Annotated in this window: 18 protein-coding genes; 3 read left to right on the plus strand and 15 right to left on the minus strand. The window is 39.3% G+C overall.

Translation table 11 applies throughout. The features are described 5' to 3' along the window. Window positions 1-106: 106 nt before the first annotated feature. The gene (locus F1560_RS11605; RefSeq protein WP_149474796.1) at window positions 107-6,943 is read right to left on the minus strand and encodes a lamin tail domain-containing metallophosphoesterase family protein; all 6,837 of its coding nucleotides are present in this window, start codon (window positions 6,941-6,943) and stop codon (window positions 107-109) included. Window positions 6,944-7,493: 550 nt separating this feature from the next. Between F1560_RS11605 and F1560_RS11610 the strand changes: the two genes are divergently transcribed. The 3 genes from F1560_RS11610 to F1560_RS11620 all read left to right on the plus strand — a co-directional run bounded on the left by F1560_RS11610 (window position 7,494) and on the right by F1560_RS11620 (window position 10,638). Beyond that, entirely contained in the window at window positions 7,494-8,681 is a 1,188-nt protein-coding gene (locus F1560_RS11610) for an LL-diaminopimelate aminotransferase (protein WP_149474797.1), read from the plus strand. A 59-nt stretch (window positions 8,682-8,740) separates the two neighbouring features. After that, window positions 8,741-9,217, plus strand: coding sequence for a DinB family protein (locus tag F1560_RS11615; protein WP_149474798.1), 477 nt, complete (start codon window positions 8,741-8,743; stop codon window positions 9,215-9,217). Window positions 9,218-9,708: 491 nt separating this feature from the next. Then, the gene (locus F1560_RS11620) at window positions 9,709-10,638 is read left to right on the plus strand and encodes an AEC family transporter (protein ID WP_149474799.1); all 930 of its coding nucleotides are present in this window, start codon (window positions 9,709-9,711) and stop codon (window positions 10,636-10,638) included. 59 nt (window positions 10,639-10,697) lie between these two features. Here the strand turns inward: F1560_RS11620 and F1560_RS11625 are convergent, their stop codons facing one another. The 14 genes from F1560_RS11625 to F1560_RS11690 form a co-directional block, all read right to left on the minus strand. Then, a complete protein-coding gene (locus F1560_RS11625; protein ID WP_149474800.1) occupies window positions 10,698-12,104 on the minus strand; it encodes an APC family permease in 1,407 nt (468 codons plus the stop codon). 208 nt (window positions 12,105-12,312) lie between these two features. Next, window positions 12,313-13,668: an aminotransferase family protein gene (locus tag F1560_RS11630; protein ID WP_149474801.1), complete on the minus strand. Its 1,356-nt coding sequence runs from the start codon at window positions 13,666-13,668 to the stop codon at window positions 12,313-12,315. Window positions 13,669-13,956: 288 nt separating this feature from the next. After that, window positions 13,957-14,643 carry an aspartate/glutamate racemase family protein gene (locus tag F1560_RS11635; RefSeq protein ID WP_149474802.1) on the minus strand — a complete coding sequence of 229 codons (687 nt, stop codon included), beginning with the start codon at window positions 14,641-14,643 and terminating at the stop codon, window positions 13,957-13,959. Then, window positions 14,643-15,995: a hypothetical protein gene (locus F1560_RS11640; RefSeq protein WP_149474803.1), complete on the minus strand. Its 1,353-nt coding sequence runs from the start codon at window positions 15,993-15,995 to the stop codon at window positions 14,643-14,645. The genes F1560_RS11635 and F1560_RS11640 overlap by 1 nt, the downstream gene beginning before the upstream one ends. Before the next feature lie 5 nt (window positions 15,996-16,000). Next, window positions 16,001-17,176: an NAD(P)/FAD-dependent oxidoreductase gene (locus tag F1560_RS11645; protein WP_149474804.1), complete on the minus strand. Its 1,176-nt coding sequence runs from the start codon at window positions 17,174-17,176 to the stop codon at window positions 16,001-16,003. 63 nt (window positions 17,177-17,239) lie between these two features. Next, entirely contained in the window at window positions 17,240-18,439 is a 1,200-nt protein-coding gene (locus tag F1560_RS11650; protein ID WP_187773711.1) for an NAD(P)/FAD-dependent oxidoreductase, read from the minus strand. After that, complete coding sequence (locus tag F1560_RS11655; RefSeq protein ID WP_149474806.1) at window positions 18,429-18,734, minus strand: (2Fe-2S)-binding protein; 306 nt, start codon at window positions 18,732-18,734, stop codon at window positions 18,429-18,431. Before F1560_RS11655 ends, F1560_RS11650 begins: the two co-directional genes overlap by 11 nt. Next, a complete protein-coding gene (locus F1560_RS11660) occupies window positions 18,731-19,012 on the minus strand; it encodes a (2Fe-2S)-binding protein (RefSeq protein WP_149474807.1) in 282 nt (93 codons plus the stop codon). The genes F1560_RS11655 and F1560_RS11660 overlap by 4 nt, the downstream gene beginning before the upstream one ends. 185 nt (window positions 19,013-19,197) lie before the next feature. After that, on the minus strand, window positions 19,198-19,797 hold the full coding sequence (locus F1560_RS11665; RefSeq protein ID WP_149474808.1) for a hypothetical protein: 600 nt from the start codon (window positions 19,795-19,797) through the stop codon (window positions 19,198-19,200). A gap of 11 nt (window positions 19,798-19,808) precedes the next feature. Beyond that, the gene (locus F1560_RS11670; protein WP_149474809.1) at window positions 19,809-21,254 is read right to left on the minus strand and encodes a sodium:solute symporter family protein; all 1,446 of its coding nucleotides are present in this window, start codon (window positions 21,252-21,254) and stop codon (window positions 19,809-19,811) included. 38 nt (window positions 21,255-21,292) lie between these two features. Then, window positions 21,293-21,502, minus strand: coding sequence for a hypothetical protein (locus F1560_RS11675; protein ID WP_149474810.1), 210 nt, complete (start codon window positions 21,500-21,502; stop codon window positions 21,293-21,295). A gap of 32 nt (window positions 21,503-21,534) precedes the next feature. After that, window positions 21,535-22,494 (minus strand): ornithine cyclodeaminase family protein, encoded by a 960-nt coding sequence (locus F1560_RS11680; protein WP_149474811.1) that lies wholly within the window; start codon window positions 22,492-22,494, stop codon window positions 21,535-21,537. Window positions 22,495-22,951: 457 nt separating this feature from the next. Next, window positions 22,952-24,442 (minus strand): aldehyde dehydrogenase family protein, encoded by a 1,491-nt coding sequence (locus F1560_RS11685; RefSeq protein ID WP_149474812.1) that lies wholly within the window; start codon window positions 24,440-24,442, stop codon window positions 22,952-22,954. A 22-nt stretch (window positions 24,443-24,464) separates the two neighbouring features. Next, window positions 24,465-26,093 carry a thiamine pyrophosphate-dependent enzyme gene (locus F1560_RS11690; protein WP_149474854.1) on the minus strand — a complete coding sequence of 543 codons (1,629 nt, stop codon included), beginning with the start codon at window positions 26,091-26,093 and terminating at the stop codon, window positions 24,465-24,467. Window positions 26,094-26,102: the final 9 nt, after the last annotated feature.

Here is a 26,102-nt window from a genome sequence, read left to right on the forward strand (position 1 = left end):
TGAGGGAAATTATTGCAGGAACAGTTATATGCGAGAAGGTATTTCTTTGTTTTAATCGTTCAAAAAAAGAACCCCAGCCTTAGCTGAAGTTCTTTCATCAAATCCATTAATCCATCAATCGCTGTTTTCTATAATATCCGACATACCATATCCCCACACCACTTATTATTAACACGATACCGATTAATAAATAGTTAAACATATCAGTAGCTGTGTCTGGCAAGAATCCACCGGAAGCTGAACCATCACTTGATCCCGCTTTTTCAATTACAGGCTTTTTATCTGTCCCAGCTCTTTCACCAGATACTGGAGTAGAACCATCATCCGTAGTCGCTTCATGCGCTTTTTCGAATGCAGCAAATGTACTCAAGTGATGTAATGGTGCAGTTACTTTACCATTTGCAAATTCACTTCCATTAACTAGCTCCCATTCTTTAGAATCCTCATTGAAATAAAATAAATGAAGATGCTCAGGCTTTGTAACCTTATCAGTGAATACATCCAACGCTAACGTAATTGGTTCTGCATATTCACTGATTAGTGTACCGCCCTGTGTAATCGTAATATCATATACATTACTTAACGCATCCGCAATTTGTTCCAATCGTTCGATTTTAATAATGACATCGCCTGCTCCGCTAAATGCAGATGCCGGGATATCCAGCGTAATATCACCTTTTTGAATCGTTAGGATAATATTCTTTTCCTTTAAAAGTTTGATTTGCTCTTCCGTTAATTCGAGTTCAACGATTGCTTGGTCTGCATGTTCATTTAAATCAACAATAATATTGCCATCACTTGCTACTTCATGAAATACGTCATTATCAAGCATAGCTTTATTACTTTGAACTTTAGGTGTCACTGTTTGCTTCTTGTTGTTTGGCAGTTCTTCGTTTGGAACTTCACCAGGAACCTTGTCGTTTCCATCGTCAGGAGTTTCACCTGGCTCTTCAGGCCTATTTGGCTCTTCGTCTGGATCAGGAAACTCTGGAACTTCTGGTTCGGATGGATCAATCACTTCCCCATCAACTGTTTGGAAACTCCAAATGTTCGAACGAACCATACCACCAAAATCATCAGATGCAATAACATACCAGAAATATTCGCTATTTGGAGCTAGATTTTCCCAAACAACTGTTGCTGTCCCTCCGCTCTCAACATTTTTTACCGAATCAATCAGATTATTGGTATACACATTTACCTCTACATAATCAGTTGCAACTTTTTTCAGCTGTGGCTCGAGATCCCAGTCCAAGTTGAATTCATCTTTCTCTGGGAACTCTACTGGATCATAGTAATTATATTCATCCATATACGGAGAATAGGTACGTACTTCCATTTGGTTTGTTTCCATATTAAAGGTTAACAGTCGCATATAGCCCTGACCGCCTTCTGGACCACCTTGGTAATCTGCAAGCAACTGATACACAGTGCGGTCCGCCACACCATCACCATTATCATCAATTTCATCAATTAATTTCTGGCTATTATGGTAATGTCCGGAAAGAACCGCATGAACATTCTCATTCGGTACAACGACTTTTTCAAAAAGCTCGTCCCCAATTGGACTCCTTGTTCCACTTGCAAGCAAATATTCATGGAAGCCTAGAATCGCTTTATGATTCGGATGCTTCTCCAGAACATCATTGATCCAGTCAATTCCCTCCTGGTCGATGCCCCAGCCTAGGTAGACTATGATGAAGTCATTTCCATTGACCGAAATAAGGTCGTAGTGTCCGCGATTATTTTCATAGGACCCAGCAAAATAGGAACGATCCTCAAATCGATGATCACCAAAATACGTATAATAATTCGTATAATTATTATCCTTTTGATCAACATCATGATTTCCTGCTAGAACTCCGTAGGCTACACCAGCATCATCAAGCACTTTCATTGCTTTATCTGCAACTTCCCATTGATCAAAATCATCCCAAATATTAACGATATCTCCCGTATGAATGACGTACTCGAGATTTAATGCTTCCTGGTTATTTACAATCCATTCCACTTGTTCATTGTAAATGTTTGGATAGCTCTCCGAGTAGTATTGTGTATCTGACATCCACACAAATGTGAAATCCTCTCCTGGATTTGCAATTTGATCTTGAACAATGACACTTACTTTACTGTCTTGTAAGTATGCATCTCCAGTAACAGAACCGACTAGCTCAAACGCCTCTTCACCTGCAATAATCGATGTGAGCTCATCCCAATTAGTTGTTTCATAATTCCAAGCATACATCGTTACCTTTCGGCCATCCAACGAGGAGCCATTCCATACAATTTCGATTTCATCATCAGGCTGAACATTTTTATCAACGGTAACATCGAAGCGATGGTACGGAAATTCCGTAGTTGATTCGGTTGACACTTCTTTTCCATCCACATCGGATAACTGTGCCAACTCACCTTCTGTAAAATCCGTTTCTCCTTCTGGTAAAAATTCTCCAGGAGGTTCAGTACCAACACTATTTTGTGATATCGTGAGATGCTCTGAATCATCAGCTGTATACTGATACGACTGATAAAAGTCGACTTTCATCTTGTCGCCAGTTGGATCATTTATTTTCACCGATAGATCTGCCTGTGTTGCATCCGGCTGGTTATTCATCCAATCTGGAAGCCAAGGATGCTCCTCGACAACCAGGAATGTAACTGTATTTGTTCCAGTATTTCCCGCTGCATCTGTTGCAGTATAGACAATTTCATGTTCACCTGGCGCAAGCTGAGCAGATGATGTCTCATAAGGGAGGGTGATTGTTTTCCCATCCAATGTTGCTGTATTTTCTACAACTTCACTTGCATCTTCAATTGCTGCATCAATTGTAAAGTTACCTTTATACTCCTGTCCTTCTTGAATGCTCGGCTTGATAATAGGTGCTGTATTATCAACAATCACATTTGCAATTGTCTGATTATCACCTAATGCTGCTTTTATTTCATGTGTCCCATCTGAGACTCTAGTTGTATCGAATAAATAGGCAAGAGATGCGAATTTTTCTTCATCAATCGTAAAATCAAAGTCGTAAACTGGATCCTTCCCAGGGCTATCACCAATAGCATAATTCGTATCTGAGTTATTATAGTTGGGATCATAGATAACTGTTCCATCTTCTAGTACTAATCGAATATTTTTAATTGTGAAGTCATCTCGATTTTCAGTCGATGTTTCATCAAACGGGCTTACTTTATTTCCAGCACGAATGGTAATCGTATTTTCTCCAGGTTTCAGCATGTCAGCAGGAATAGGGACTGTTAATGTAACAAAATCCGTATACGTATCATCGAAAATTTCTAGGATTTCATCCCCCATCGTCACACCATTTTGGAAATAAATATTTGTTTCACTAACATCAAATGCGAAATACGCTTCATTTTCCATCGCCATAAACGTATCTGTCACTTGCTCGTCATCAAGGAACAATAGCATCTCATCCGTATAAGCATCTTCAGTCGCTTTGATGACTTTTTCACCAGCAATTAATTCATCCTCTTCCACATTTAAGCGAAGTCCCGTTTCTACATTTGGATGTTCAATCGGAACGGATTTTATTTCTGTTGAACTTTCATTACGTCCATCACGTGCAACAAAGTAATATTCCAGCTCTTGTTGTCCGATTAGTTCGGGTTCATAGATGGTGTGTTGAAATGTATCTTCTGCTTGTCGTTCCAAATTTACTTGTCTAAAGTTCTCTCCATCCATAGTACGGTAAAAAAGACTAACAGATTTTACTTCGATATCATCTGTAATGGTTGCTGTAATCTGAACAGATTCCTCCGATGTGATGGCATCTTTTCCAGTTGTATCTTCTATGTTCGGTTTCACGGTGTCATCAGGCAATTGTACTTTTTCTCTCGGCACTTGCTCTGGAATGACTTCTCCAGGTGTTGCATCCAAAACACCGGCGCTGATTTTTTTTAACGTTTGGCTGCCGTCAATAGGATAACGGAATAGGATACCTTTATCAGCAACCGTATCATCTACACCAGCTTCATCCAAATAGGTTACATTGGAAATCTCATAGCCACTCTTCGTTGCCATTACAAATGTACGCTCTGCACTATTTGACATTCCATTGTTGTAAATCTTAATTAAGTTCTTACCTTCTGTCAGATCAGTTCCATAATGGGCATTAAAATCTGCACTCGTTAAATCCGTATTTCCAGAATTAATAATCCAGAAAACAACCGTTTCACCAGATGGAATAATTATATCCTCATGGCTTGCAGACGGTCCCCAAAGTAAGTCTCCTTCAGGTCCGGTATTCGGGTAACGATAGCGAATGGTGTAATCTTTATAATGAATTGCTTCTGTTGTATTGTTATATACTTCAATAAATTCATAGGCGTCCGCACCATTTGCATTTGTTGAATCTGGTACAACCTCTGTAATAAATAGAGGCGGGACGGCCTGATAGTCTATAGCTGCTTGCGGGATGTCGAACGCCTCAATTTCTGACGTTGTCCTGCCAGCTTGATTCGATGCTACAACATAGTAGTTTAGCTTGTCACTCCATATTTCTGCACGAGGAACACTTGCCGTATAGATTGCAGCTTCTTCTGTCTCTTCCATCGTGATAGATTCAAATCCCATCGCTTCACTTTGGCTTACATAAAGATTAACCCCTTGTAAAGCTTGCTCGGAAATAACTTCAAGCTGAATCGTTATTGCTTCATCTTTCACATCAATTGCAGGTTCACCTATTATGGGAACCTCTGCATCCATTTCAATAACAACAGGCTCTTTAGGTACTTGCTCTGGAAAAACGGTAAGTGGGGAAATACTTTCTGCAATCCCAACTTTTTGCATCGCATTTCCTTCTGATGGATATTTATACATAATCCCTCGATCGGTAAAAACATCATCTGAACCATCATTATAAGAAGCTTGTACAATTTCATTGTCAAACTCATCTGCAAGAATTAGTGTACGTTCACTTCCATTCGCCATCCCAGCACTTTGAATGATTGCCACTCGATCCTCGGTTAACTCGAGTCCATACTGTTCATTGAAGTCATCAAGTGTCGACTGTTGGTTCCCGTCATTATGGATCCAAATAATAAAGCTTTCCTGTGCGTCAATTACCTTATCATCGGCAATATCCCAAATCTGATCAGCCGTACCTGTTGGGTATCGGTAAATAATCTTGTAATCCTTCATATTAATTGGCTGATCCGAATTGTTATAAATCTCGATAAACTCATACGCATCTGCACCATTCATGTTTGCTGTGTCTGGTGTTAATTCCGTAATTAACAGCTTTGGCATGGCTTGTGGATCGACTTCCGGCTGCGGAATAACTGCTTCATAAGTTTCTGACATTGCCGTATCACTCTCAGTAGAAGCAGTAAAATAATACTGAACCTGCTCACTCCAAATTTGATTGCGCGGAATGGTAAGCTTATAAACAGAATCTTCCTCTACCTCCATTGGCAGGGATTGTTCCTTAAGTGCACTGCTTTGGCTAAAATGAAGCTGTACTTCATCTAGTTCTTGCTCAGACGTCACTTCAATTTCCACCGTTACAGTATCATCTGTTAGGGATACGGTAGGCTTTCCAATAATAGGAGCTTCAACATCCGTTTCTGTGTCTGCCTCAACTTCCATCGTTTCCATTTCTACTGGCTCACTTGGAATTTGTCCATTGATAAGGGTTAATGGCGTAGCAGTTTCACCCATTCCAACGAATTGCATTTCATTATCTTCAGACGGATATTGATAAACAATTCCTTGATTCTCCTCTTCCATTTCGTTATAAGCAGCACGTATAATTTCTTCACCCGCTTTATTACGAATGATAATGGTTTGATCTTGATCGTTTTCTAACCCGCTGCTTTCAATTGTTGTTACACGATCTTCTGTTAATGCAACATCATAATTCGAATTAAATTCGTCTGTTGTTAGTGCTTTATCTTGCACCCAAACGATAAATGTCTCTTCCGGTGGAATAACTTTATCCTCTGTCTCTGTTAGATCCCATACTTGGTCTGTTGCGTTATTTCCGTCACTGTACGTAAGTTGATAATCCTTCAGGTTTATTGGCTGATCACTATTATTGTAAAGTTCTATATAACCGTAACCATCTGGCTGTGGTACAATTTCTGTAATAAGCAGAACTGGAAGATTTTGCGCATCCGGTTCTTCTAATTGTACCGTTGCTTCTATGTAGCCTTCTTCAGAGTATGTTATTTCCTCTCCATCTACATTCTGTGCGATTATGTTGTACTTAAAATTATCTGACCAAAAATGCGTTGCGGGAACTTCAACTGTATAGTTTTCTGTTGCTTCAACCTTTTTGAATGGCAGTTCCTTTACTGCCATCTGTTCACCTGTTTGGAATTGCAAGAGCACATTTTCTGCAAGTTTAACATTCGCCTCAAATGTAACATCCGCTCCACCATCGATAGTCGTAATAGCTTCATGCTCAATTGCCAATCCTTCTTCACTTGCAGCAGGAGTAGAATCCTGGTCGTCCTGCGTCTTTTCTTGTTCCTGTTTTTCTGGTTCCTTTTCTTTTACCTCCACAATAAAAGGTAATGATGTAACATTCTCATTCTCATTTGTTACGTCAAACCAATATTCCAATTTAGTACTTGATATAGCATCCCCTGGAATCACTGCAATATATAAATCCGTATTCTCTGAACGCTCCATTGGGATTGCTTTCGCTTCAGCATTCACGTCTTGCTTATAGAACAACGACACTTCCTCTGCATCTTGAATCGTTGCTTCTACTTGGAATTCCTCTCCTTGTGTCAGCTGATTTGGCAGCTCATGTTGAATTGGTAAAATCTCTTGCGCTTCTTCTGCTTCGGCATCTTTCTCGATAACTTCTGCATCTGATCCATTCATAGGTGAGGCATAAATAGGTGCCGTTCCATGAAAGATAGTCGTAAATAAAAGCATAATAGCCGATAGTAGTGCAAAAATTCTCCTCATGCTCTTCCCTCCATGACTAAGTTTACGTTCCTATTAAGTATAGATTTCGCATGTTAACGGGGATTAAATATTGCATGAAAATTTCGTAAAAATAACTAGGTCTAAGGTTATAGAAAGATTTCATACAAATAGTTTAATACCTTTTTAAGGTTTTAGGATTATCGTTATCTTTCACTAAAAATTAGTATGTGCACAGTATCTTGACATTACTAGTCTGCTTTTAAACAACGCCAAAGTTTAACATTTTCTTTGTTAATTGACTTTACCAATACCTTGCTAATCTACTTTCCATATCTGCAAACAGCACTTTGAAAAGATTCCTTTCTCCGTTTTTTTACGCAATTTTTGTTGTAGATTTTGCTAAAAAACCAGTTTAGAACAATTTCTTTAGTACCTGCAGCTAAACGAATCTACCTTAACAGTTTTTTACAACCTCCATTTGTTGAGCTGATTTATCACTAATACAATTAATCAATAATCATCTCGCACCAAAAAATGTTATAATATACAGAGTTTTAAGATATATAATTTATTTTTTGAGGTGATTCCCTTGAACATAACCCTGTCCGATAAAATGCACCATTTCCAAACTTCCATTTTTAATGAGCTTGCCAGTTACAAAAAGAAAAAAATCCAAGATGGAAAAGAAATGATTGATTTAAGTGTTGGTAGCCCTGATTTACCCCCAGCACAATTTGTCATTGATGAGCTTGCCAAGCATGTTACCAGACCTTCTAACTACGGCTATACATTAACAGGCATCGAAGAACTTCATGAAGCTATTACCACCTACTATCGCAATCAATATGGTGTATCCCTGAATGCAGAAAAGGAAGCATTAATGGTGATGGGATCACAAGATGGACTCGTTCACTTACCAATGGTGCTAACGAACCCTGGAGATATTATTCTTTTACCTGATCCTGGCTATACCGCCTATGATACAGGTGTCACATTGGCTGGTGCGACTGTTTATGGCATGCCACTAAAAGAGGAAAATAACTTTTTACCGGATTTAGAGGCTATTCCAGAAAAAATTCGGGAAAAAGCTAAGCTCATGATTTTAAACTTCCCAGGAAACCCTGTTCCTGCTTTGGCAACAAAACAATTTTTCGAACAGGTAGTAGCTTTTGCAAAGAAACATCAGATTGCTGTCGTTCATGACTTTGCATATTCAGAGCTTTACTATGAACAAAAACCGGTTAGCTTCCTATCCATAGAAGGAGCAAAGGACGTTGGTGTTGAGTTTAATTCATTCTCAAAAAGTTTTAACTTAGCAGGCTGTCGAATTGGCTATATCGTTGGCAATCCAACTATCATAGCTGGACTAAATCGACTTAAATCAAACCTTGACTATGGTGTGTTTCTTCCGATTCAAAAAGCAGCAATCCGTGCATTAGAGAATTCTGCTAGCTTTAGTGAGGAATTAAGAGCGATTTATAAGAAACGTAGAGATATTTTAGTAAATGGTTTAAATGCGCTTGGCTGGAAGGTTGATGCACCAAGTTCATCTATGTTTATCTGGGCAAAAGTTCCGAAGCTGTTCACTTCAACAGAATTCGTTTACCGATTAATGGATGACGCCGGAATCGTTGTTGTGCCAGGTAATGCATTTGGAGACGCTGGTGAAGGTTATGTTCGTATTGGGCTTGTCCAACCAGAGGAAGTTCTTGAAAAGGCTGTGACGAAGCTAAGATCAAGTACATTGTTTTCAACAATAGAAGCTATCAATTACTAATAGAAATGGCTTAATGGAATATTTAGGCACCAAAATCTATTTTTAGGAGTGAACTATAGATGGCACACACGAAAGAGCTTTTACTTAATCAATTATTGGCAAATGCAAATGATCCTAGTTGGTATCTTCCATTTACAAGTTCTGTTAAAAATTTGTCTGAAGAAGATGCTTTTTGGAAGCCTAATGAAGCTAGTAACAGCATTGCAGAAATTGTGCAGCACCTTATTTACTGGAATAAAACATGGCAGACAAGGTTTATTCAATCAGATGTGCATGCTGTACCTTCATTAGAAAATAACAATCAAAGCTTCACCATTCCAGAGGGGCAAACGTTTGACGACTTAAAGAACACATTATTAGACGTGCTCTTACAATGGCAAAAGCTATTAACAGAGGAAAAGTTAGATGAAGCTGTTCGCTGGGACTATGAACCTGCTAAATGGTGGGAACTTATCGGAAATGCAACGACGCATAATGCATATCATATTGGTCAGATTATTAACATTCGTAAGCAACAAAAGAGTTGGGAGAGCTAATACTACATGTAAGAACATATGACACAGCAAGGTTTTGCATATCATCCTATACGTCAATATTTGTTCATTATCAAAAGCAGTTTGTGTTAAGTTCATGAATTTGCCTACCATCCAAACTAAAAAGTGGAGCTGGGACATAACGAAAGTGTTAAACGCAAAAAAAGAACGATGTATAAGCTTAGGAAATATACATAGACTCCTGTGGGAGGTAAGGCATAGGCGAGACACCGAAGTACGATAGTACAAGGCGGCTCACCAGCCGCCGTAGGATGCGCGAATTATATTTCTGGAGCGGGTTATTTTCGCCAATCATGTTCGGAGTTTATGTGATAAAAACGCTTTTGTCTCAGGCTCTACATAAAGGAAAAAATCATTATCTTCCCCCTACCTTTAAATAAAGGATTATATAAACATATTATTTAAGAAAATCCTCCAAACAGCAGAGACCAATTAGGTCATTTGCACATATAGTACTTCGAGGGGGGATCATAATGGATTCAACGTTGAATTTCCTGCAAGAGATGATACAGTTATACAGCATTGCATTGCTCGGGTTTTTAGTCAAAAAATTTGGTATTTTAAATGAAAATACCAATCATGTACTGACACAGCTTATTTTATATATCACCTTACCTGCACTCATCTTATACTCTTTAAATATGCCGTTTTCCTATCATTTAATGAAAGATTTCCTTTGGCTTATTGCAATGTCCTCCTATGCCCTTCTTTTATCCATTTTTCTTGCTATTTGGATGCGGAATCGCTCCCAGCTGAACGAAAATCAGAAAAGCGTTTATGAGGGACTTATCATTTTCGGCAATCAAGGATATATTGGTTTCTCAGTTATTTTTGCTATTTTCGGGGAGCAAGGAATCGTTTATTTGACGATGTATAATATTGTTTTATTCATTCTTATCTGGACATATGGAATCTATTTATTTTCGCGTTCGAAAGCAACGATCAATTGGAGTAAAGTATTCTTGAATCCTGGAACTTTTTCTACATTCATCGGATTAATTATCTTGTTTCTTCCCATCAGTTGGCCAAGTGGAGTCGCTAACACATTGGAAAGTCTCGGAAAAATGACTGTGCCGCTTTCCATGATTTTAATTGGTAGTTTAATCGCAGATGTAAAATACAATGATTTTCCGTTGCTACTTAAAAATAAGTATATTTGGAAAGCTGCACTAGCGAAGCTGCTTATCGTCCCACTCCTTCTGCTCCCTTTTGCTTTTCTTTCTGTACCATTACCATTACTAACCATTGCCGTTCTCGTCGCTGGGATGCCTTCTGCGCCTACTATTTCAATTTATGCTCAGGAATACAATGGCGACACGCTTTTTGCATCGATTGGAGTCATTGTTTCAAGCTTGTTGTGTGTTGTTACAATTCCATTTTTATATTTTATCCTATCTCTTTAAACTTCTTAATGAAAAGGAACAGCTAAATTACAACTGTTCCCTTTGTTGTTTTTTTAATTCTAAGCGATACGGTCAATTTCGTTTTTCATATGCTCTTCAGCAAATTCCTTCCCATACTTAGCCATTGACACATTATACAAGATGAGCCCAAATACAGACCATATACCAATAATAATCCACTCAGGACCACCGAGTGCTGATGGCATACCTGGCATATAAAGTGTTGCGATTCCTCCAGCCATTACAACAGCAATCCAACCAAGTGTTGTTCCACCAGGCAACTTAAATGGCCGTTTCATATCTGGATCTTTTTTACGTAAAATAATGAAGGATATAGCTACCATAAGCCATGCTACAATCAAACCAAGCCCACCCGCTTCCACAAACCAAACTAATGCAGGCCTGCCTAATAATGGAGCAGCAGTTGATAGCGCAGCAATTAGTAAGATAGCTTTATGCGGTGTTTTATATTTTGGATGGAGTTCTCCTAAGCTTTTAGGAAGCATGCCAGCATTAGCAAGTGCATAAATAGCACGACTCCCTCCTACATAGAAGCCAATCCAGCTTGTCAAAATTCCGCCAATACCACCAAGGACAAGAATATTAGCCATCATTTGACTACCTCCAAAAGCCTTCCCCATTGCATCGGCAGTTACCAGGTTTGATTCATTTAGCTCTGCAGGCGTTAAAATTCGTGAGACACCAAAAATAACGGAAATATACCAGACAATCGCAAGTACAACGGAAAATATTAATAACTGTCCAATCCGCTTTTGAGGCAAATTAATCTCTTCAGCTGATTGCGGAATAACATCAAATCCAACAAACATAAATGGTGTCATAATAAGTACCGTTAATAGCCCTGCCATCCCATTATCAAATAAAGGCTGCATATTTTGCGTGCTTCCACCAATGGTACTGCCTGTAATCAGCAATACACCTGCAATAATAATTAATAATGTAAGGATGAACATAATCGAGGTCGAAAACTTAATGCCACGATAATTGATCCAAGCAATTATAATAGACCCTAAAATCCCGACACCAGCCCATGTTAGCGTGACATCCCAACCTGCTATTGTATATAAATATCCCTGACTATAATTTGGAATTAAGTATTCGAAAACAGTCGGAAGGGCAACTGCTTCAAATGCAACAACCGATACATAACCCAGAATAATGGCCCAAGTCGTAATAAATGATGCCCTTCTCCCCATCGCTTTAAAACTGTAAACATGCTCACCACCAGCTAATGGAAGTGCTGAAGCTAGCTCTGCATAGGTGAGCCCCACAAAGATTACCATCACCCCACCGATTGCAAAGGCGAGTATTGCCCCTAACGAGCCCGCACCTGTTATCCACAAGCCAGCAGTTACGACCCATCCCCAGCCAATCATAGCTCCAAATGCAAGTGTAAGTACATCTCTATTCCCTAAAATTTTTAGCAGCTTCTGTTCATTCTCCATCCTTTATTCCTCCATTTAACTTCGTGATTTTCCACGTATTAATGGGCTGTAATGCCCCTAGCGCAAAAATGAGAAACTGGAAACGTGAAGGCGGGATATAACGGCCCGTAAATTTCTAATTCTGCTCGACTAATATTTAGCAGGAAAGAAAGGCCCTTCACTAAATGAAATTTCACTTTATGTTAAATCTGGATGAATATGATTTTTACTACTTTTCGTTCAGCGTATGATGAACAAGTTGTTTTTGAACAGATAAAATAGCATCATGTAATTTTTCTACCATGCTGTCAATTTGTGATGGGTTCATAATTAATGGTGGTGAAAAACAAATAATATCCGTGTTTTCATACGTAACTGCCCGGCAAATCACACCTCTTTCATGCAAGGCTTCCACCACTTTCGGAGCGACTTGCAATTTGGCTGGAAAACGCTTATTTGTAGCCGGATCTTGAACTAGCTCAACTGCTCCTAGTAAGCCAATTGTTCTTACGTCACCAACGATATTTAATTGTTCCTTTATTTTTTTGAATCCTTCGAGCAAGTGCACACCCATTGCTTTAGCATTAGCTACTAGCCCTTCTTTTTCGATAATATCAATATTTCTTAATGCAACAGCAGCTGCTGTCGGATGTCCACTATAGGTAAAGCCATGGAATAATGTCCCTTTTGATTTTTCCTTCAATACGTTGTGGATAGAATCGGACACAATTACCCCACCCATTGGGATATAACCACTTGTAACTCCTTTTGCAAACGTCATTAAGTCAGGAGTTACTCCCCAATTTTCAATACCAAAGAATTTTCCAGTTCGTCCAAATCCAGTAATCACTTCATCTGCAACAAGCAAGATGCCATATTCATTACATAATTCACGTACTTCTTTAAAATAATTAGATGGAGGGATTAACACACCACCAGCACCTTGTACTGGCTCCGCAAAGAATGCAGCAATATTCTCTGCACCTTCTTCTTCAATAACCGAACGCAGCGACGTAATAGCCTTCTCTGTCCCTTCCCAGTATGGCGTGTCTGCATGGATAAAGTCATTCATTAAATGGCCAGCCATATCCCAAAACTCAGGAATTCCAGTAACACTTGTAGAAGCAGCTGCAACGCCGTGATAGCCACGTTTTAATGCTATAATTTTCCTGCGCTTTGGCTGACCTTGTATTTTCCAATAGTGACGCACCAATTTAACAGCGGAATCATTGGACTCTGATCCACCTGACGTGAAGAAGACAGCATTTAAATTTTCTGGTGCGAGTGAAGCAATCTTTGCTGCTAGTTTAATAGCTGGTTCATGGCTAAATGTTGAAAAAGCAGAGCTATACGCCAGTTTTTTCATTTGATCTGCAGCCGCTTCGGCAAGTTCATTTCTGCCATGCCCAATATTTACATTCCATAAGGATGACATTGCATCAATGAATACGTCTCCATTTATGTCAGTTAAATAGATTCCCTCCCCCTTTTCTACAATCAATTTCGCTCCCTTTTCCTGTTGCTGCTGGATAGATGAGGTTGGGTGAATGAAATGCTTCTTGTCCAATTCGATTAAATTTTTCATTATAATTCCTCCTCGATTTGTGTCCAAACTTCTTTATTTTCACTTGTATGAAAACGAAAAAACCAGAAATATGGACAGATTTATAAGTTTAGACTGTCAATATAACTGGTTTTCACCTAGGTAGTGCGCTGCTTCGCCAACAACGTCATTTAGATGGGGCAGTTATTTATTATCTTATTATTTTTAATTTAACAAAAACTATACTAATGGTCAACTTCGAATTTTATCGAATTTTAAATTCATTAAAATTTATCGCGAAATCGAGCATGACAAGATTGCTTAACTCCATTAAACTTTGAAATCAGATAATCCGTACACTACATATTCTGTCAACGTATTTATATCAAAAATTGGCAATCTCGTAACCTCTCTTATAGCACTTTTATAAGGCGGCATATTCGTACATTCTAAAACAATTGCCTTCATCATTGGATTTTTAGCTAGCAATCTTAACGTAACCTGTTGCATTTCGAGTGCAACGGCTTTTCTATCCAGAATATTTGTCTCATTCAGAATTGCGTTTGTGAATGCTGGCATATCGTCCATACCGGCAATAGCAATTGGTGTATGATGAGCATCAACGCTTTGAAAATGTGTTTGCGTTAAACTTGACCTTCGTGCAGTAATAACACCTATCATCCCGCCGGTTATTTGCTGTACCAACGGAATCTGTATTAAGCTTGACGAATAAAAAGGTACTCGCAATTCACGTTGAATCTCTTTTTGGAATAATGCGAGAAAACCGCAACTGGTTGTGATTGCTTTTACTCCTTTATTTTCAAGTACTTTGGCTCCCTTAATAAAGGGCTCAATTAAACGCGTATCACCCAATTTAATAACACGATCTGTTGTTGCATGATCAATGACTTGGTATGCAACTGGAAAAGCGTATGTTTCCGGATTACCAATATCCCCCCTCGGTCTATCAAAATTTGTATCTAACATTAATATGCCAATAAGTGGTTTCTTATCCATTAGATAAACCACACTATTAAACCAATGATTAAGAAATAAAATGAGTTTGGTAATGCTAATGTCATCACTTTAATGGGGTCGACCTTTTTATTTAATATCCCACCAATTAACCCACAAACAACAAATGCGGTTAATCCTACTGGTGGCATATTTTGCCCAGCTGCTGCAATATGGGATGCACCTAATGCAATTAATGTTGGATCAACATGCATTGATTCTAAGATGGGACCAAGGAATGTAACAACGACAGATTGCGCAGTAGTTTGAGAGCCTGTTAGCATCCCGACAACTACCATCGCCATTGCTCCTCCCAGTTTTATCATTGACGAAGCTAAACCTTCTGTCATAAGTGCAACCTTTTCGATCAAACCTGAAGCATAGAACACTCCGACCATAACTCCTGCAGAAAGTTGAATTTGGACGGTTTGGTTTACTTTCCCTAACCCGTTTTTTATAACACCTTTTGTTTGTTTTCTAACGGAAGGGAATAAGAAACTGACAAGAAGTGCAATAATAATCGCTGCTACAATTTGATTGGTTAGCCCTTGTAAAATAGGTATCCCGATAAGCGGTTCAAGGATATAAGAGAAAAGTGCAATTTCGGTAAAAATATTATAGTCAAACAGGGTATTTGCGATAACAATAGCGATTAAAACAAGGAGAGGAATGAGCGTTATCCAATTTCCTTTCAGTATTTGGAAAACAGATTGATTCGGAATTAATTCTGGAGGCATCTTTTTCCCTCGAACAAAGCGGAATGATTCTAAGATTGCTAGAATTCCACCAATCGATACGGTTATATACGCAAGCTTAGCAACCGGGCCAGGATCAATACCAATAAGAGATGCAGACAAGAAAACGCCTTGTGTAATAGGCGGCATTATCGATCCAATAGATGCACCGAGCAGGATAATCATTCCAATTTGCTCAGGCTTTAATTTCAATTCAGTCAGTGCATGAATTACGAGAAATCCAATTACCGTAGCAGCAGCGATGGCATCTCCAAGAAAGGAGCCAGCTAAAATTAATGTAATAAACACCGCGGCAATTAACCCTTTTGGAGATTTACCAAATGCTGCCCGTAAACTATTCAACGTTGTATCCATTGCACCTAATTTCACTTGAGATTCAGCATATAGACTGCCAAATAGAGAAAGCATAATAACCCAGGATAAGCGATCGATCCCATCAATAAATGCAACAATCATCTCATTAAAGTTTAAGCCTGAAATAAATGCAGAGGAGATTGCAGCAACGAGAAGCGCTGCTCTTATATCACCACCGATTTTTGGTATTTGTTTAACAAAAACAATGGCAAAAAGTAACACTAAAGGTATTATAATTTCCAACATCTTTATCACCCCTGTTTAGGTGAAGCATGAATTGCATTAAAACGGTCGAATTTTAATGGATCTAAAAAATCTTTGTATTTCAAATCTTTATTTACCAAGCTGGCAACTAATAGGCCGGTAATTGGAGCGAGTGCAATTCCATCCCCTTCATGCCCTGCAGCAATAATAAACCCTTTCATATTTGGGGTTTCACTGATAATAGGAAGCCCATCACTCGTAAATGGTCGAAATCCCGCCATTGTGCGAATAATCCGGATCGAATCTAAAAATGGAGCTATTCGACGAGCATGCATGGCAATAGCTGTTAATACTTCCGGTTCAACCGCTTTATCATACCCTTTAAATTCCCTGCTTCCCCCAATTAATACATTTCCACTTTCCGTTTGTCCAAGTGAAAGTCCAATTCCATAGGATGGAGCATCTGTGTTATTGGATAGATGCTTCGTAGCAATGTATTGTGAACATAAAATATTCCCGTGAACCATTGGTTTTACTTTCTCCGAAATTAGAATCACTCCGCGGCGCGGTATAATGGGAAGCCCAACTCCGACCATTTCCGCTATTTTAGGAGCAAAGGGGCCAGCAGCATTGATAACAAGTTCCGTTTCGATTCTTCCCTTATTGGTTTGTACTCCGATTACTCGACCATCCTTTGTAACGATATCGGTTACTGCTGTATGCGTGCGAATAATTATCCCCTTTCGCTTTGCAGCTTCAGCAAAAGCTTGTGTTAATAGCAACGGATTGACTTCCGCATCCTCCGTACTATAGGTCGCGCCAACAATTTCTGGGGATAAGCATGGCTGAAATGCCAATGCTTCTTTTTGATCGACTAGCTTTACATTTATGCCTGCTTTATTTTGTTGCTTTACGAACTTTCTCATGAAATCAAGGTGGCTTTCATTCTCAATCACAATCATGCCACCATTTTTTTGAAATTCAATTTTCATTCCTAATTCTTCTTCTAGATTCTCATACACCATTCTACTTGCCTGTGCTAGTTTAATAGGGAATCCAGGCTTTTTGGATTGTAAAAATATCGCTTTGTCACAGGAGCCCGACGTCCCAGCACCGATCTCTCCTTTTTCGATTAAAATCACCTTGTGATTTCCCGCAAGCCTGTAAGCAATCGATGTTCCAATTACTCCACCACCAATGATTACAACATCAGCTGTTTCCATGAACTCCAACTCCTCAAACAGCTTTTCATTCTATAAAAGAAAGCTTCATTCTGTTATGACTTACTACTCTCTAATTCGAGACAAACGCTCTAGTTTTGCTCTGCCGTTTTCAAGCCCAGGGTGAAATTTAATAACAGCGTTCTCTCGCTCTAAGTTAACTTTTTCTTTTGCTTTTTTAATTAATTCTGGTCCACCCTCTACGAATCCTAATCGAATACTAATGACGGTTCCCACGAGTTCCCCTTGTGCCATGGCAACCTTTGCACCCTCAATACCAGTGCTGTTTCCTGCCACAAAAATGCCTGATTGTGTCGTTTCCAATTCCTCATTATACAAAGGGATATGTCCGCCTAATTCCTCGATATAGACAGACTCACATCCAGCTGCATTTGCAAGCTCCACTAGAGGATAGAGTCCCCCTGATATACAAGCACAATCAACAGGTATTCGTTTTTCTTGCTTTCTTCCAAGCTGTCCATTCTGATCAACCGCTGCTACCACAATTTCTTCTACTGCTTCATTTCCAATAATTTCAACTACTGCCTTTCTTAAATGCAACGGGATTCCCCATACTTTCATGCCAAATGGAGGATAATAATTAACTCCCAGTTTTTGAACAGACTCTATTTGCCCTAACTTTCCAAGTAATTTAAGCATTGGATTCGGGGCTAAATGGGATAAACTAGAAAGATAGGCGATCATCTTTAATGGATTCGATTTTTCCAATGAAAATGCGTTCAATGGCGGAAGATAGATGCCAACAACATTAACTCCAGCCATTTTAAGGTCATAGGCTATTGTTAAAGAAAGGGCATCAATCCCGATGATGGCAACTCGGTTTCCTGGTTTTACACGCTGAATATTTGCCAATACTTGTGCTGCTCCAATGGCCATAACTCCTGGTGTTGTCCAGCCTGGAATTGGGATTGCTTTTTCCGCCGCACCTGTTGCAATTAAAACAAAATCTGATTCTAATTGCTCTCCATTATTCAACATGACTTTCCATTTTGGATAAATTCCCCAAACTTCACGTTCCAGGAAACACGTAACGCCTAATTGCTTTATTTTACTTTCCATGCTTCGTACAATTTTCTCGCCAATCCACCAGTCTGATTTAGGTTCTTTATAGACCTGACCGCGCAATTTGCCACCAGGAACTGGATTTTCATCGACCAATGCTACTCGTGCACCATTTGATGCCGCTTGAATTGCTGCACACATCCCTGCAGGGCCAGCTCCGATAATCACAAGATCATATTTCATCCGCATCTATTCCTTGGGAAATAATCTTCATCTGATCTTTTACACGTGTTATACATGCTCTTACACTTCTTTCGTCATCAACTGTTACACGACATTCATAACAGTGACCAATACCGCAGTAAATTCCTCGTGGTGCCTTACCCTTCTCGGTATATCGTAATATGCGTATTTGATTAGCAAGTAATGCTGCTGCAATTGTTTCTCCTTCAAACGCTAGATAACTTTTTCCATTATAGGTGATCTGTACTTCTTTCCGCTCCAAACTCTCAAGAATTGGATGTTTTTTTATTCTCATTGAGAAGAATCCTTTCCACTTCGGGATAGGTTCGCTAAACTTATTGGACGGACTGGATTTTTGTACATTATGTTATTCGTTTCTTGAATAGTTATATCTGTATAAGGAGCGATAGCCTGTTCCAACAACACTCGACACGTTCGACCTTGACAGATGCCCATTCCTGCCCTCGTTTCCATTTTGATTGCTTTTAATGTTTCTGCGCCGTTTTCGATTGAAGTGATAATGTCGCGTAACAATACTTCTTCACATCTGCAAATGATCACGGTTTTAATCATCCCCCCACATTAAAATTCCTATAAGTTCAATTTATGAAGACGAATATTAATTCATACATGAAAACAAAGCAAGCTAAATAAGGGAGTTTATTCTTATTACGTGCCATAAGCGCTGTAAAGGAATAAAATTTCTGCTCATTCCGAGATATCAAAATGCATAGTAAAAAAATGGAGCATTTAAGCTACTAGCGGTTTAGCAACCAGCGTTTGGATTTCCATTGTTTTGCCAAATATTCTTCTGATTCCCCAGTATTTGCATTGATATAAAAATCTTTCGTTAATGTACTACTTTTCATCTGAACTTTCCACAAAGGCAAATATACAAGATCATACTCGATCAACTGATGTTCTGGCTTTTTTAAAATGTAGGAACGATTTATTTGTTTTTCCTGAACATCTTTTATATATCGTTTTACTTCGTCTGGTTCTTTTATTTCGGGTGAAATTACAAACGATGTACGGAATGGCTCATCCTTCTTTGAAGTACTAGGAACGGTGGTAAGTAAGCCACGATAACCAGATATAGCGTCAATGAAGCACATTTTCGGAATCTTTTTCGGAGGGAATGGTTTACGGTCTGCGATAACTAATATTTTGGCTAGCCACATAGGATGATAGAGCAATTCTTTACGCTTCACATGTTGTTCCAAAAAATGCTGGTTCACTTTGTTTTTTACTTTTGTCATGATACCTAATGATTTGAATATATATCGATTCAATTGATCTTCTGAAATTTGTTTCGGTTGACCAAGTATGGTTATTTGTTTACGAAACATTGTTTCCATTGGGATCACCTCTATTCTATTATCTTCGCATCAGAATGATAGCTTTCCACACGCTCTTGCACTGCAACAGAAGGTGGCTGCGTTAATAGACTAACAACAATTACTAGGATTAGAGAAACTGGTGCTGCAATAATTGGCTCGGAAACCAACGAGAAAGGCTTTGTAATTACTAATACTAAAAACGTAATTGCGCCACCGAGCATTCCAGCTAGTGCCCCAGGAGTGTTGGCCCTTTTCCACCAAATACCAAGTACTAATGGAAATCCAAATGCAGATAATAATCCGCCACCAACCCAACCAACCATAATTGCTATTAGTTGTGGAGGTTCGATTGCTATTAAAATACCAATCGTACTTGCTACAATCATAATAATAAATCCTAATCTGGTAACTGTTTTTTCCGAGGCTTCTTTATTTATATATTCCTTATATATGTCCCGAGCAACCCCAGCAGAAATAGCTAATAGCATCGCATCTGCCGAAGACATGATAGCTGCAATTAATCCAGCAAACATGATCCCCGCCAATATTGGAGACATATAATGTTCGATGACGGATACAAACATCATATCCATATTCGTAAGTGAATCAGCAATGCCTAATGCTGCACCTCCAGATGCAACAATGAAACCAAATACAAATACGGATAAATAAAGCAAGCAAGCCCACATCGCTGAACGTCTGGCCGTTCTTGCATCTCGTGATGCAAAATTCCGCATAACCGCTGATGGTGAAACAATACCAAACCATAAGAAAGCTAAAAATAAACCAAAATAGGACATCCAAGGCTGGGTAATTTCTCCAAATGTTGGTGTAACAGCTAAAGCATCTTGAATTAATGATGCAAAGCCATTATGCTGTGTTAAAATGAGTACTGACAATATGAGCATTCCGATAAGCATGATCGCACCTTGTACAAGATCAGTATATGTGATTGCCCACATCCCACCCAATGCTGCATAAATCGTAAATCCAAGACCGAGTACTATAACCGCTGTTGTATAATCAATACCTAACACATAGGAACCAATTAATCCTGACGCCGTCAATTGAGGTACCATGTAGAATGTCATTCCAACGACAACAATAAAAACAGCGATAATTTGAACCGATTTACCAAACCGCTGCTTAAAAAATTCCGGTAATGTACTAACTCCAGATCTTCTTATTTGTCCGGCAACTAAGAAAAGGGTAAACGGTAGAATGGCCACCGCTCCAAATCCATATGCAAATAGAAACGGTACACCTAATGCCACACCTGAACCAACTGCCCCCATTAAAGAACTCGAACTGGCTAAGGCAGCGAATAAGGCAAATGCTCCGACAAATGTATTAATGCTTTTACCTGCTGTCCAGTAATCGTTTTCCGACGAATGTGCTCTTCTTGTAAAATAAATTCCCATGAGAACCATCAACACGAGATAGATTCCAATAATAATCGTTTCGGTTAATTGCATTGTATTCCCCTCCATTTCCATTATTTTTAGGGAAGAGCTTATCCTTTTTCAACCTTTTCAATCCAGTAAACATAAGCAACAGCTAGTAGAAACCATACAAAATAACTGAAGAACATTAACCAACCAGCTAGCGATATACCCATCCAATAGATATCAGTTGGCCACCAAACAAGTACAATTGCTGCCAAAAATATAAATACTACTAACAGGATTATTCCAGGGTCTTTAAGCTTAGATTTTGAACGCATAGGTTCCCCTCCTTTCTAGTATGTATTTTTAGCTACAAAGAAAGTATCGTACCAACCCCTTTATCCATTGCCTTTTGATAGATTGTATTAGCAACGACAACATCAAATAATGCCATTCCAGTTGACTTAAATACAGTTGTATTTCCAAGAGATGGTTTTGGTTCGCTCAAAATATAAGTTGACATTTTTTGTACAGAGCTAGGCTTTATTAAGCCCTGGGCTAGAGGATTAATCAGATCACCCGATTCATCGATTGCATGTTCCGTATCTACTAAAATGGTATCTGTAAGTTCATAGAGTGCTTCTGGAAATTCTTGCATGGATGGTTGATAGGATCCAACCCCAATGACGAGCTTATTGCGAAGAAGGTGCTTTTTATTTGGAAGAACAGGATCATTCGAGCTTGTGGAAGTAATAATAATATCAACATTCTTTATAGCTTCTTCTACTGTGTCCATAGGGTGTAAATGAACAGTTGTTTCAATCCAGTTCTCTAACTGTGCGATAAACTCAGGTAGTTTCTCAGGGCTCCGATTATAAAGGTAAATGTCTGTAATCGGCCTTTGTGAACAAGCAGCTACAGCTTGATAAAGACCTTGTACACCTGTCCCTATAATAGAAAGTTTAGTAGCATCCTTCCTAGCTAAATGACGAACAGCAGAACCGCCAACAGCACCTGTCCGTAAGCCCGTTAAAAAAGATCCCTCTAGAATCCCTTTTACTTCTCCTGTTTCACTGCTATTTAATATGACAATCCCTTGCAGCATTGGTACATGCTTATTATTTGGAAAAAGCGTTACAAGTTTCGTTCCAATTGCCCCTGCAGTAAAGCAAGGCATTAACAATAATGTGTTTTCCTTTTCTGAAACGTGCATTCTCAGCGGCATTTGGAATTGATTTGCTTCATATAAACGATAAGCTGAATCAACTGCGTCAATTACATCATTTATTGTAACTGCTTTTTTAATATCGTTTTCATTTAGAAATAACATACACTTTCATCCTCCTAACTAATTCAATCACTAGACTATTTAGTAAAATTCCACAGTAATGCTATTTTCTTCTCACTATTCCAACTATCTTCTATCTTTGTATTTAAAATGTTACTTATTTATATTAGTTTCTAGCTGAAATAAGACATGATATCTATCGTTAAAATGACTAAAAATAATCCAATTATTCGTAAGAATGATGCAAAAAGAATAACAGAATGTGGACTAAACATGCTATTTGATAGTCATAACATATGATTACGATTCTCGTGCAACTTGCACAACCTTAAAGTAAGCGTTTTCATTAACTTATTTAAAAGGAGCTTGAGTCCTCGTCATACCGCTCAAGCTCCTAGTGGTTCACATTATCTTCATTTCATAGTCACACAACTTGCTTTGATAATAGCATGGTTCTTTAAAACCCAAATCCAGGGACCCCTCTGCTCTCTCCCTTTCCTCATACATCTATTTGCGCACGCTGAAGCGTCCCACTATAATCAACATAAACCGCTTTCCATTCTGTGAACACGTCGAGAGCTTGAACACCAGAATCACGATGCCCATTCCCCGTTCCTTTTGTTCCCCCAAATGGCAAGTGAATCTCTGCCCCAGTCGTACCTGCATTTACATAAACAATCCCTGTATCTAGGTCCCGCTGTGCTTTAAATACCCGATTGACATCATTCGTAAAAATAGAACTTGATAGTCCATACTCGACTCCATTATTTACTTCGATTGCTTCTTCAAAACTTTTCACAGGTATTAAGGATACAACTGGTCCAAATATTTCCTCCTGTGCAATCCGCATATCTGCTGTTGCATCGGTAAATAATGTTGGTGCAAAATAGTTTCCCTGCTGATATTCTCCATCTGTCAATTCATAGCCACCAGCAAGTAATTTAGCACCTTCATTTTTTCCAATTTCAATATAGCTTTTTATCTTTTCTAGCCCAGCTTCATTAATAATTGGACCAACCTTAATGGACTCATCTAAGCCATTACCAATGGTTAAATCCTTCATAGCTGCTAGTAATCGCTCCTCTAATGTTTCTTTGACATTTTCATGCACAATTACCCGACTACACGCTGTACAACGTTGACCACTCGTTCCAAAGGCACTCCATAAAATCGCCTCTACAGCAAGTTCAAGATCTGCATCATCCATTACAATCACAGCATTTTTACCACCCATTTCTAATGAAACTTTCTTCAATTGCTTTCCGCATGCAGCTGCAATATTCCGCCCCGTATCATTTGACCCTGTAAAAGAAATGACACGAATGTCTTTATGATGAACGAACGCATCACCCACGGTTGAACCAGAACCAAATATGACATTCATTACTCCTTTTGGCAGACCAGCTTCTTCAAATATTTTGGCTAATTCATACGCCATAATTGGGGTTTCTGTTGCAGGTTTCCATACTACTGCATTTCCAGCGATGATTGCCGGAAATGATTTCCACGTAGCGATCGCAATTGGGAAATTCCATGGGGTGATAATTCCAACAACACCAACTGGTGCACGCTGACTCATCGCAAATTTATTTTTTAATTCTGCAGGTGTCGTTTGACCAAAAAGCCGACGCCCTTCTCCTGCAATGTAAAAAGCCATATCTATTCCTTCCTGTACTTCTCCGCGAGCTTCTTCAATTACCTTGCCATTCTCCTGTGTTAAAAGCTGGGAAAGCCTTTCTTTCTGTTCTTTCAAGAGATAACCAACACGATATAGCACTTCCGCCCGTTGCGGTGCTGGAACTAGCGCCCATTCCTTTTGCGCTTTCTTAGCAGCCTGCACTGCCTTCTCAACATCACTAGCATCAGAGAGTGGAACTTGAACAATTTCCTCACCTGTCGCAGGGTTAATAACACCTGTAGACTCCCCTACTCCTACCCATTCTCCATTAATAAAGTTTGCTAGTTTCCTTGTTTCTAATTGTATTGTCATTTTGACTCTCCTCCTTAAATATTCATTTCCCCTGTAATCCCTTGATTGTCTGTGAAACAGAAATTTGCTCCTTTTCCGTCATAATTTCAATAACAGCTATCTTGTTTTTCGATAACGCTTTATCAAAAGCAGCTGCAAATTCCGCAGAGGTTTCTACTACATATCCATCAGCGCCCATACTGATGGCTAAATCTTTAAAGGAAACCTGTCCTAAATCAGTACCAATTACCTTTTCCGGGTAATGCATTTCTTGATGCATCCGAATCGTGCCATACATTTGGTTATTAAATACAAGGCAAATAATCGGAATATGATAGCGAACCGCTGTCTCCAGTTCTTGCACAGTCATCATAAATCCGCCATCACCAGACAAGGAAACTACTTGTTTCGCTGGAAAAGCAAGCTTCGCTCCTAACGCTGCAGGCATACCATATCCCATTGCACCCGATGTTGGTCCAATGTATGTATGCCGTTCGTTAAACACATAAAATTGGTGTAGCCAGCCCGCGAAATTCCCTGCGTCATTTGTTAGCAATGCATCGTTTGGTAATTTGTTCTTCAGTATCTCGATGACTTGACGATTGATCACATCATTCTGAAGATCTTTTAAATCAGTTACTTTTTCAAAAGCTTGCCTTCTTTCCAGTGTCCACGCTTCCCAATTTATTGGCATTGATAGTTCATTTAATAAGCTTAGTGCTTCCTTCGCATCAGCTACAATCCCAATCTCTGGTGCATACACCTTGCCAATCGTGTCATAGTCAATATCGATATGGATTAATTTTTGACTGGAGCTTATAATCGTGTAATCCTGTGTTGTCACCTCTGATAACCTTGTTCCGAGGGCGAGAATAACATCCGCTTCACGAACAGTTTCGAGTACTTCTATTGGCGTACCTAGTCCGAGATGACCAGCATAATACTTGTGCCGATTTGGAAACACATCATGCCTTCGAAAGGCAGCAAGTACTGGGAGTTTATTTTTTTCAGCAAAACCGATTAATAACTCTTCTGCCTCTGCGCTTTTTACGCCACCTCCCGCTATAATGACTGGCTTTTTTGCCTGTGCGAGTTGTGCTTTCACTTGGTTGATTTCCATTTTAGATGGGGCAGGTCTCGGTGCCGCTGCTACCGGACCAAATTGCATATGCGTTTTAACAGGAAGAATGTCCTCTGGTAAGGAAACAACAACAGGTCCTGGTCTTCCAGATTGCGCAATCCGAAATGCCCGACTAACGATTTCTGGCGTCCGCTCCGGATCTGTGATTTCAACTGCCCATTTCGTGATTGGTTGAAAATAGCGATCTAAATCAACTTCTTGGAAGCCCTCTCTACCTCTAAACTTCCTGCTAACTTGACCAAGGAAAACAACCATTGGTGTTGAATCCTGATAAGCTGTATGCACACCTATCGCTAGATTACTTCCTCCGACAGCTCTTGTTGCTAGAACAACGCCTGGCTTTAATGTTGCTTTCGCATATCCTTCTGCCATAAAAGCTGCTGCGCCTTCATGCCTAGCAGAAATAAGCTGGATGGATGGTTCGTCATAGAGAGCATCTAAAACGGGCAAGTAGCTCTCTCCCGGAACACAGAAAGCTTTCTGTATTCCCTCTCGTTTCATGCATTCAACAATCGCCCTAGCAGCAGTCATGTTTTCTTC

It is taken from the genome of Oceanobacillus polygoni (genome assembly GCF_008304605.1).
In the GTDB taxonomy this organism is placed as follows: domain Bacteria; phylum Bacillota; class Bacilli; order Bacillales; family Amphibacillaceae; genus Oceanobacillus; species Oceanobacillus polygoni.

Bases quoted from the DNA above. Each gene is read 5' to 3' on its own strand.
- F1560_RS11605 (WP_149474796.1), bottom strand. From the start codon at position 6,943: ATGAGGAGAATTTTTGCACTACTATCGGCTATTATGCTTTTATTTACG.
- F1560_RS11615 (WP_149474798.1), top strand. From the start codon at position 8,741: ATGGCACACACGAAAGAGCTTTTACTTAATCAATTATTGGCAAATGCA.
- F1560_RS11620 (WP_149474799.1), top strand. From the start codon at position 9,709: ATGGATTCAACGTTGAATTTCCTGCAAGAGATGATACAGTTATACAGC.
- F1560_RS11625 (WP_149474800.1), bottom strand. From the start codon at position 12,104: ATGGAGAATGAACAGAAGCTGCTAAAAATTTTAGGGAATAGAGATGTA.
- F1560_RS11630 (WP_149474801.1), bottom strand. From the start codon at position 13,668: ATGAAAAATTTAATCGAATTGGACAAGAAGCATTTCATTCACCCAACC.
- F1560_RS11635 (WP_149474802.1), bottom strand. From the start codon at position 14,643: ATGGATAAGAAACCACTTATTGGCATATTAATGTTAGATACAAATTTT.
- F1560_RS11640 (WP_149474803.1), bottom strand. From the start codon at position 15,995: ATGTTGGAAATTATAATACCTTTAGTGTTACTTTTTGCCATTGTTTTT.
- F1560_RS11645 (WP_149474804.1), bottom strand. From the start codon at position 17,176: ATGGAAACAGCTGATGTTGTAATCATTGGTGGTGGAGTAATTGGAACA.
- F1560_RS11650 (WP_187773711.1), bottom strand. From the start codon at position 18,439: ATGAAATATGATCTTGTGATTATCGGAGCTGGCCCTGCAGGGATGTGT.
- F1560_RS11655 (WP_149474806.1), bottom strand. From the start codon at position 18,734: ATGAGAATAAAAAAACATCCAATTCTTGAGAGTTTGGAGCGGAAAGAA.
- F1560_RS11660 (WP_149474807.1), bottom strand. From the start codon at position 19,012: ATGATTAAAACCGTGATCATTTGCAGATGTGAAGAAGTATTGTTACGC.
- F1560_RS11665 (WP_149474808.1), bottom strand. From the start codon at position 19,797: ATGGAAACAATGTTTCGTAAACAAATAACCATACTTGGTCAACCGAAA.
- F1560_RS11670 (WP_149474809.1), bottom strand. From the start codon at position 21,254: ATGCAATTAACCGAAACGATTATTATTGGAATCTATCTCGTGTTGATG.
- F1560_RS11675 (WP_149474810.1), bottom strand. From the start codon at position 21,502: ATGCGTTCAAAATCTAAGCTTAAAGACCCTGGAATAATCCTGTTAGTA.
- F1560_RS11680 (WP_149474811.1), bottom strand. From the start codon at position 22,494: ATGTTATTTCTAAATGAAAACGATATTAAAAAAGCAGTTACAATAAAT.
- F1560_RS11685 (WP_149474812.1), bottom strand. From the start codon at position 24,442: ATGACAATACAATTAGAAACAAGGAAACTAGCAAACTTTATTAATGGA.
- F1560_RS11690 (WP_149474854.1), bottom strand. From the start codon at position 26,093: ATGACTGCTGCTAGGGCGATTGTTGAATGCATGAAACGAGAGGGAATA.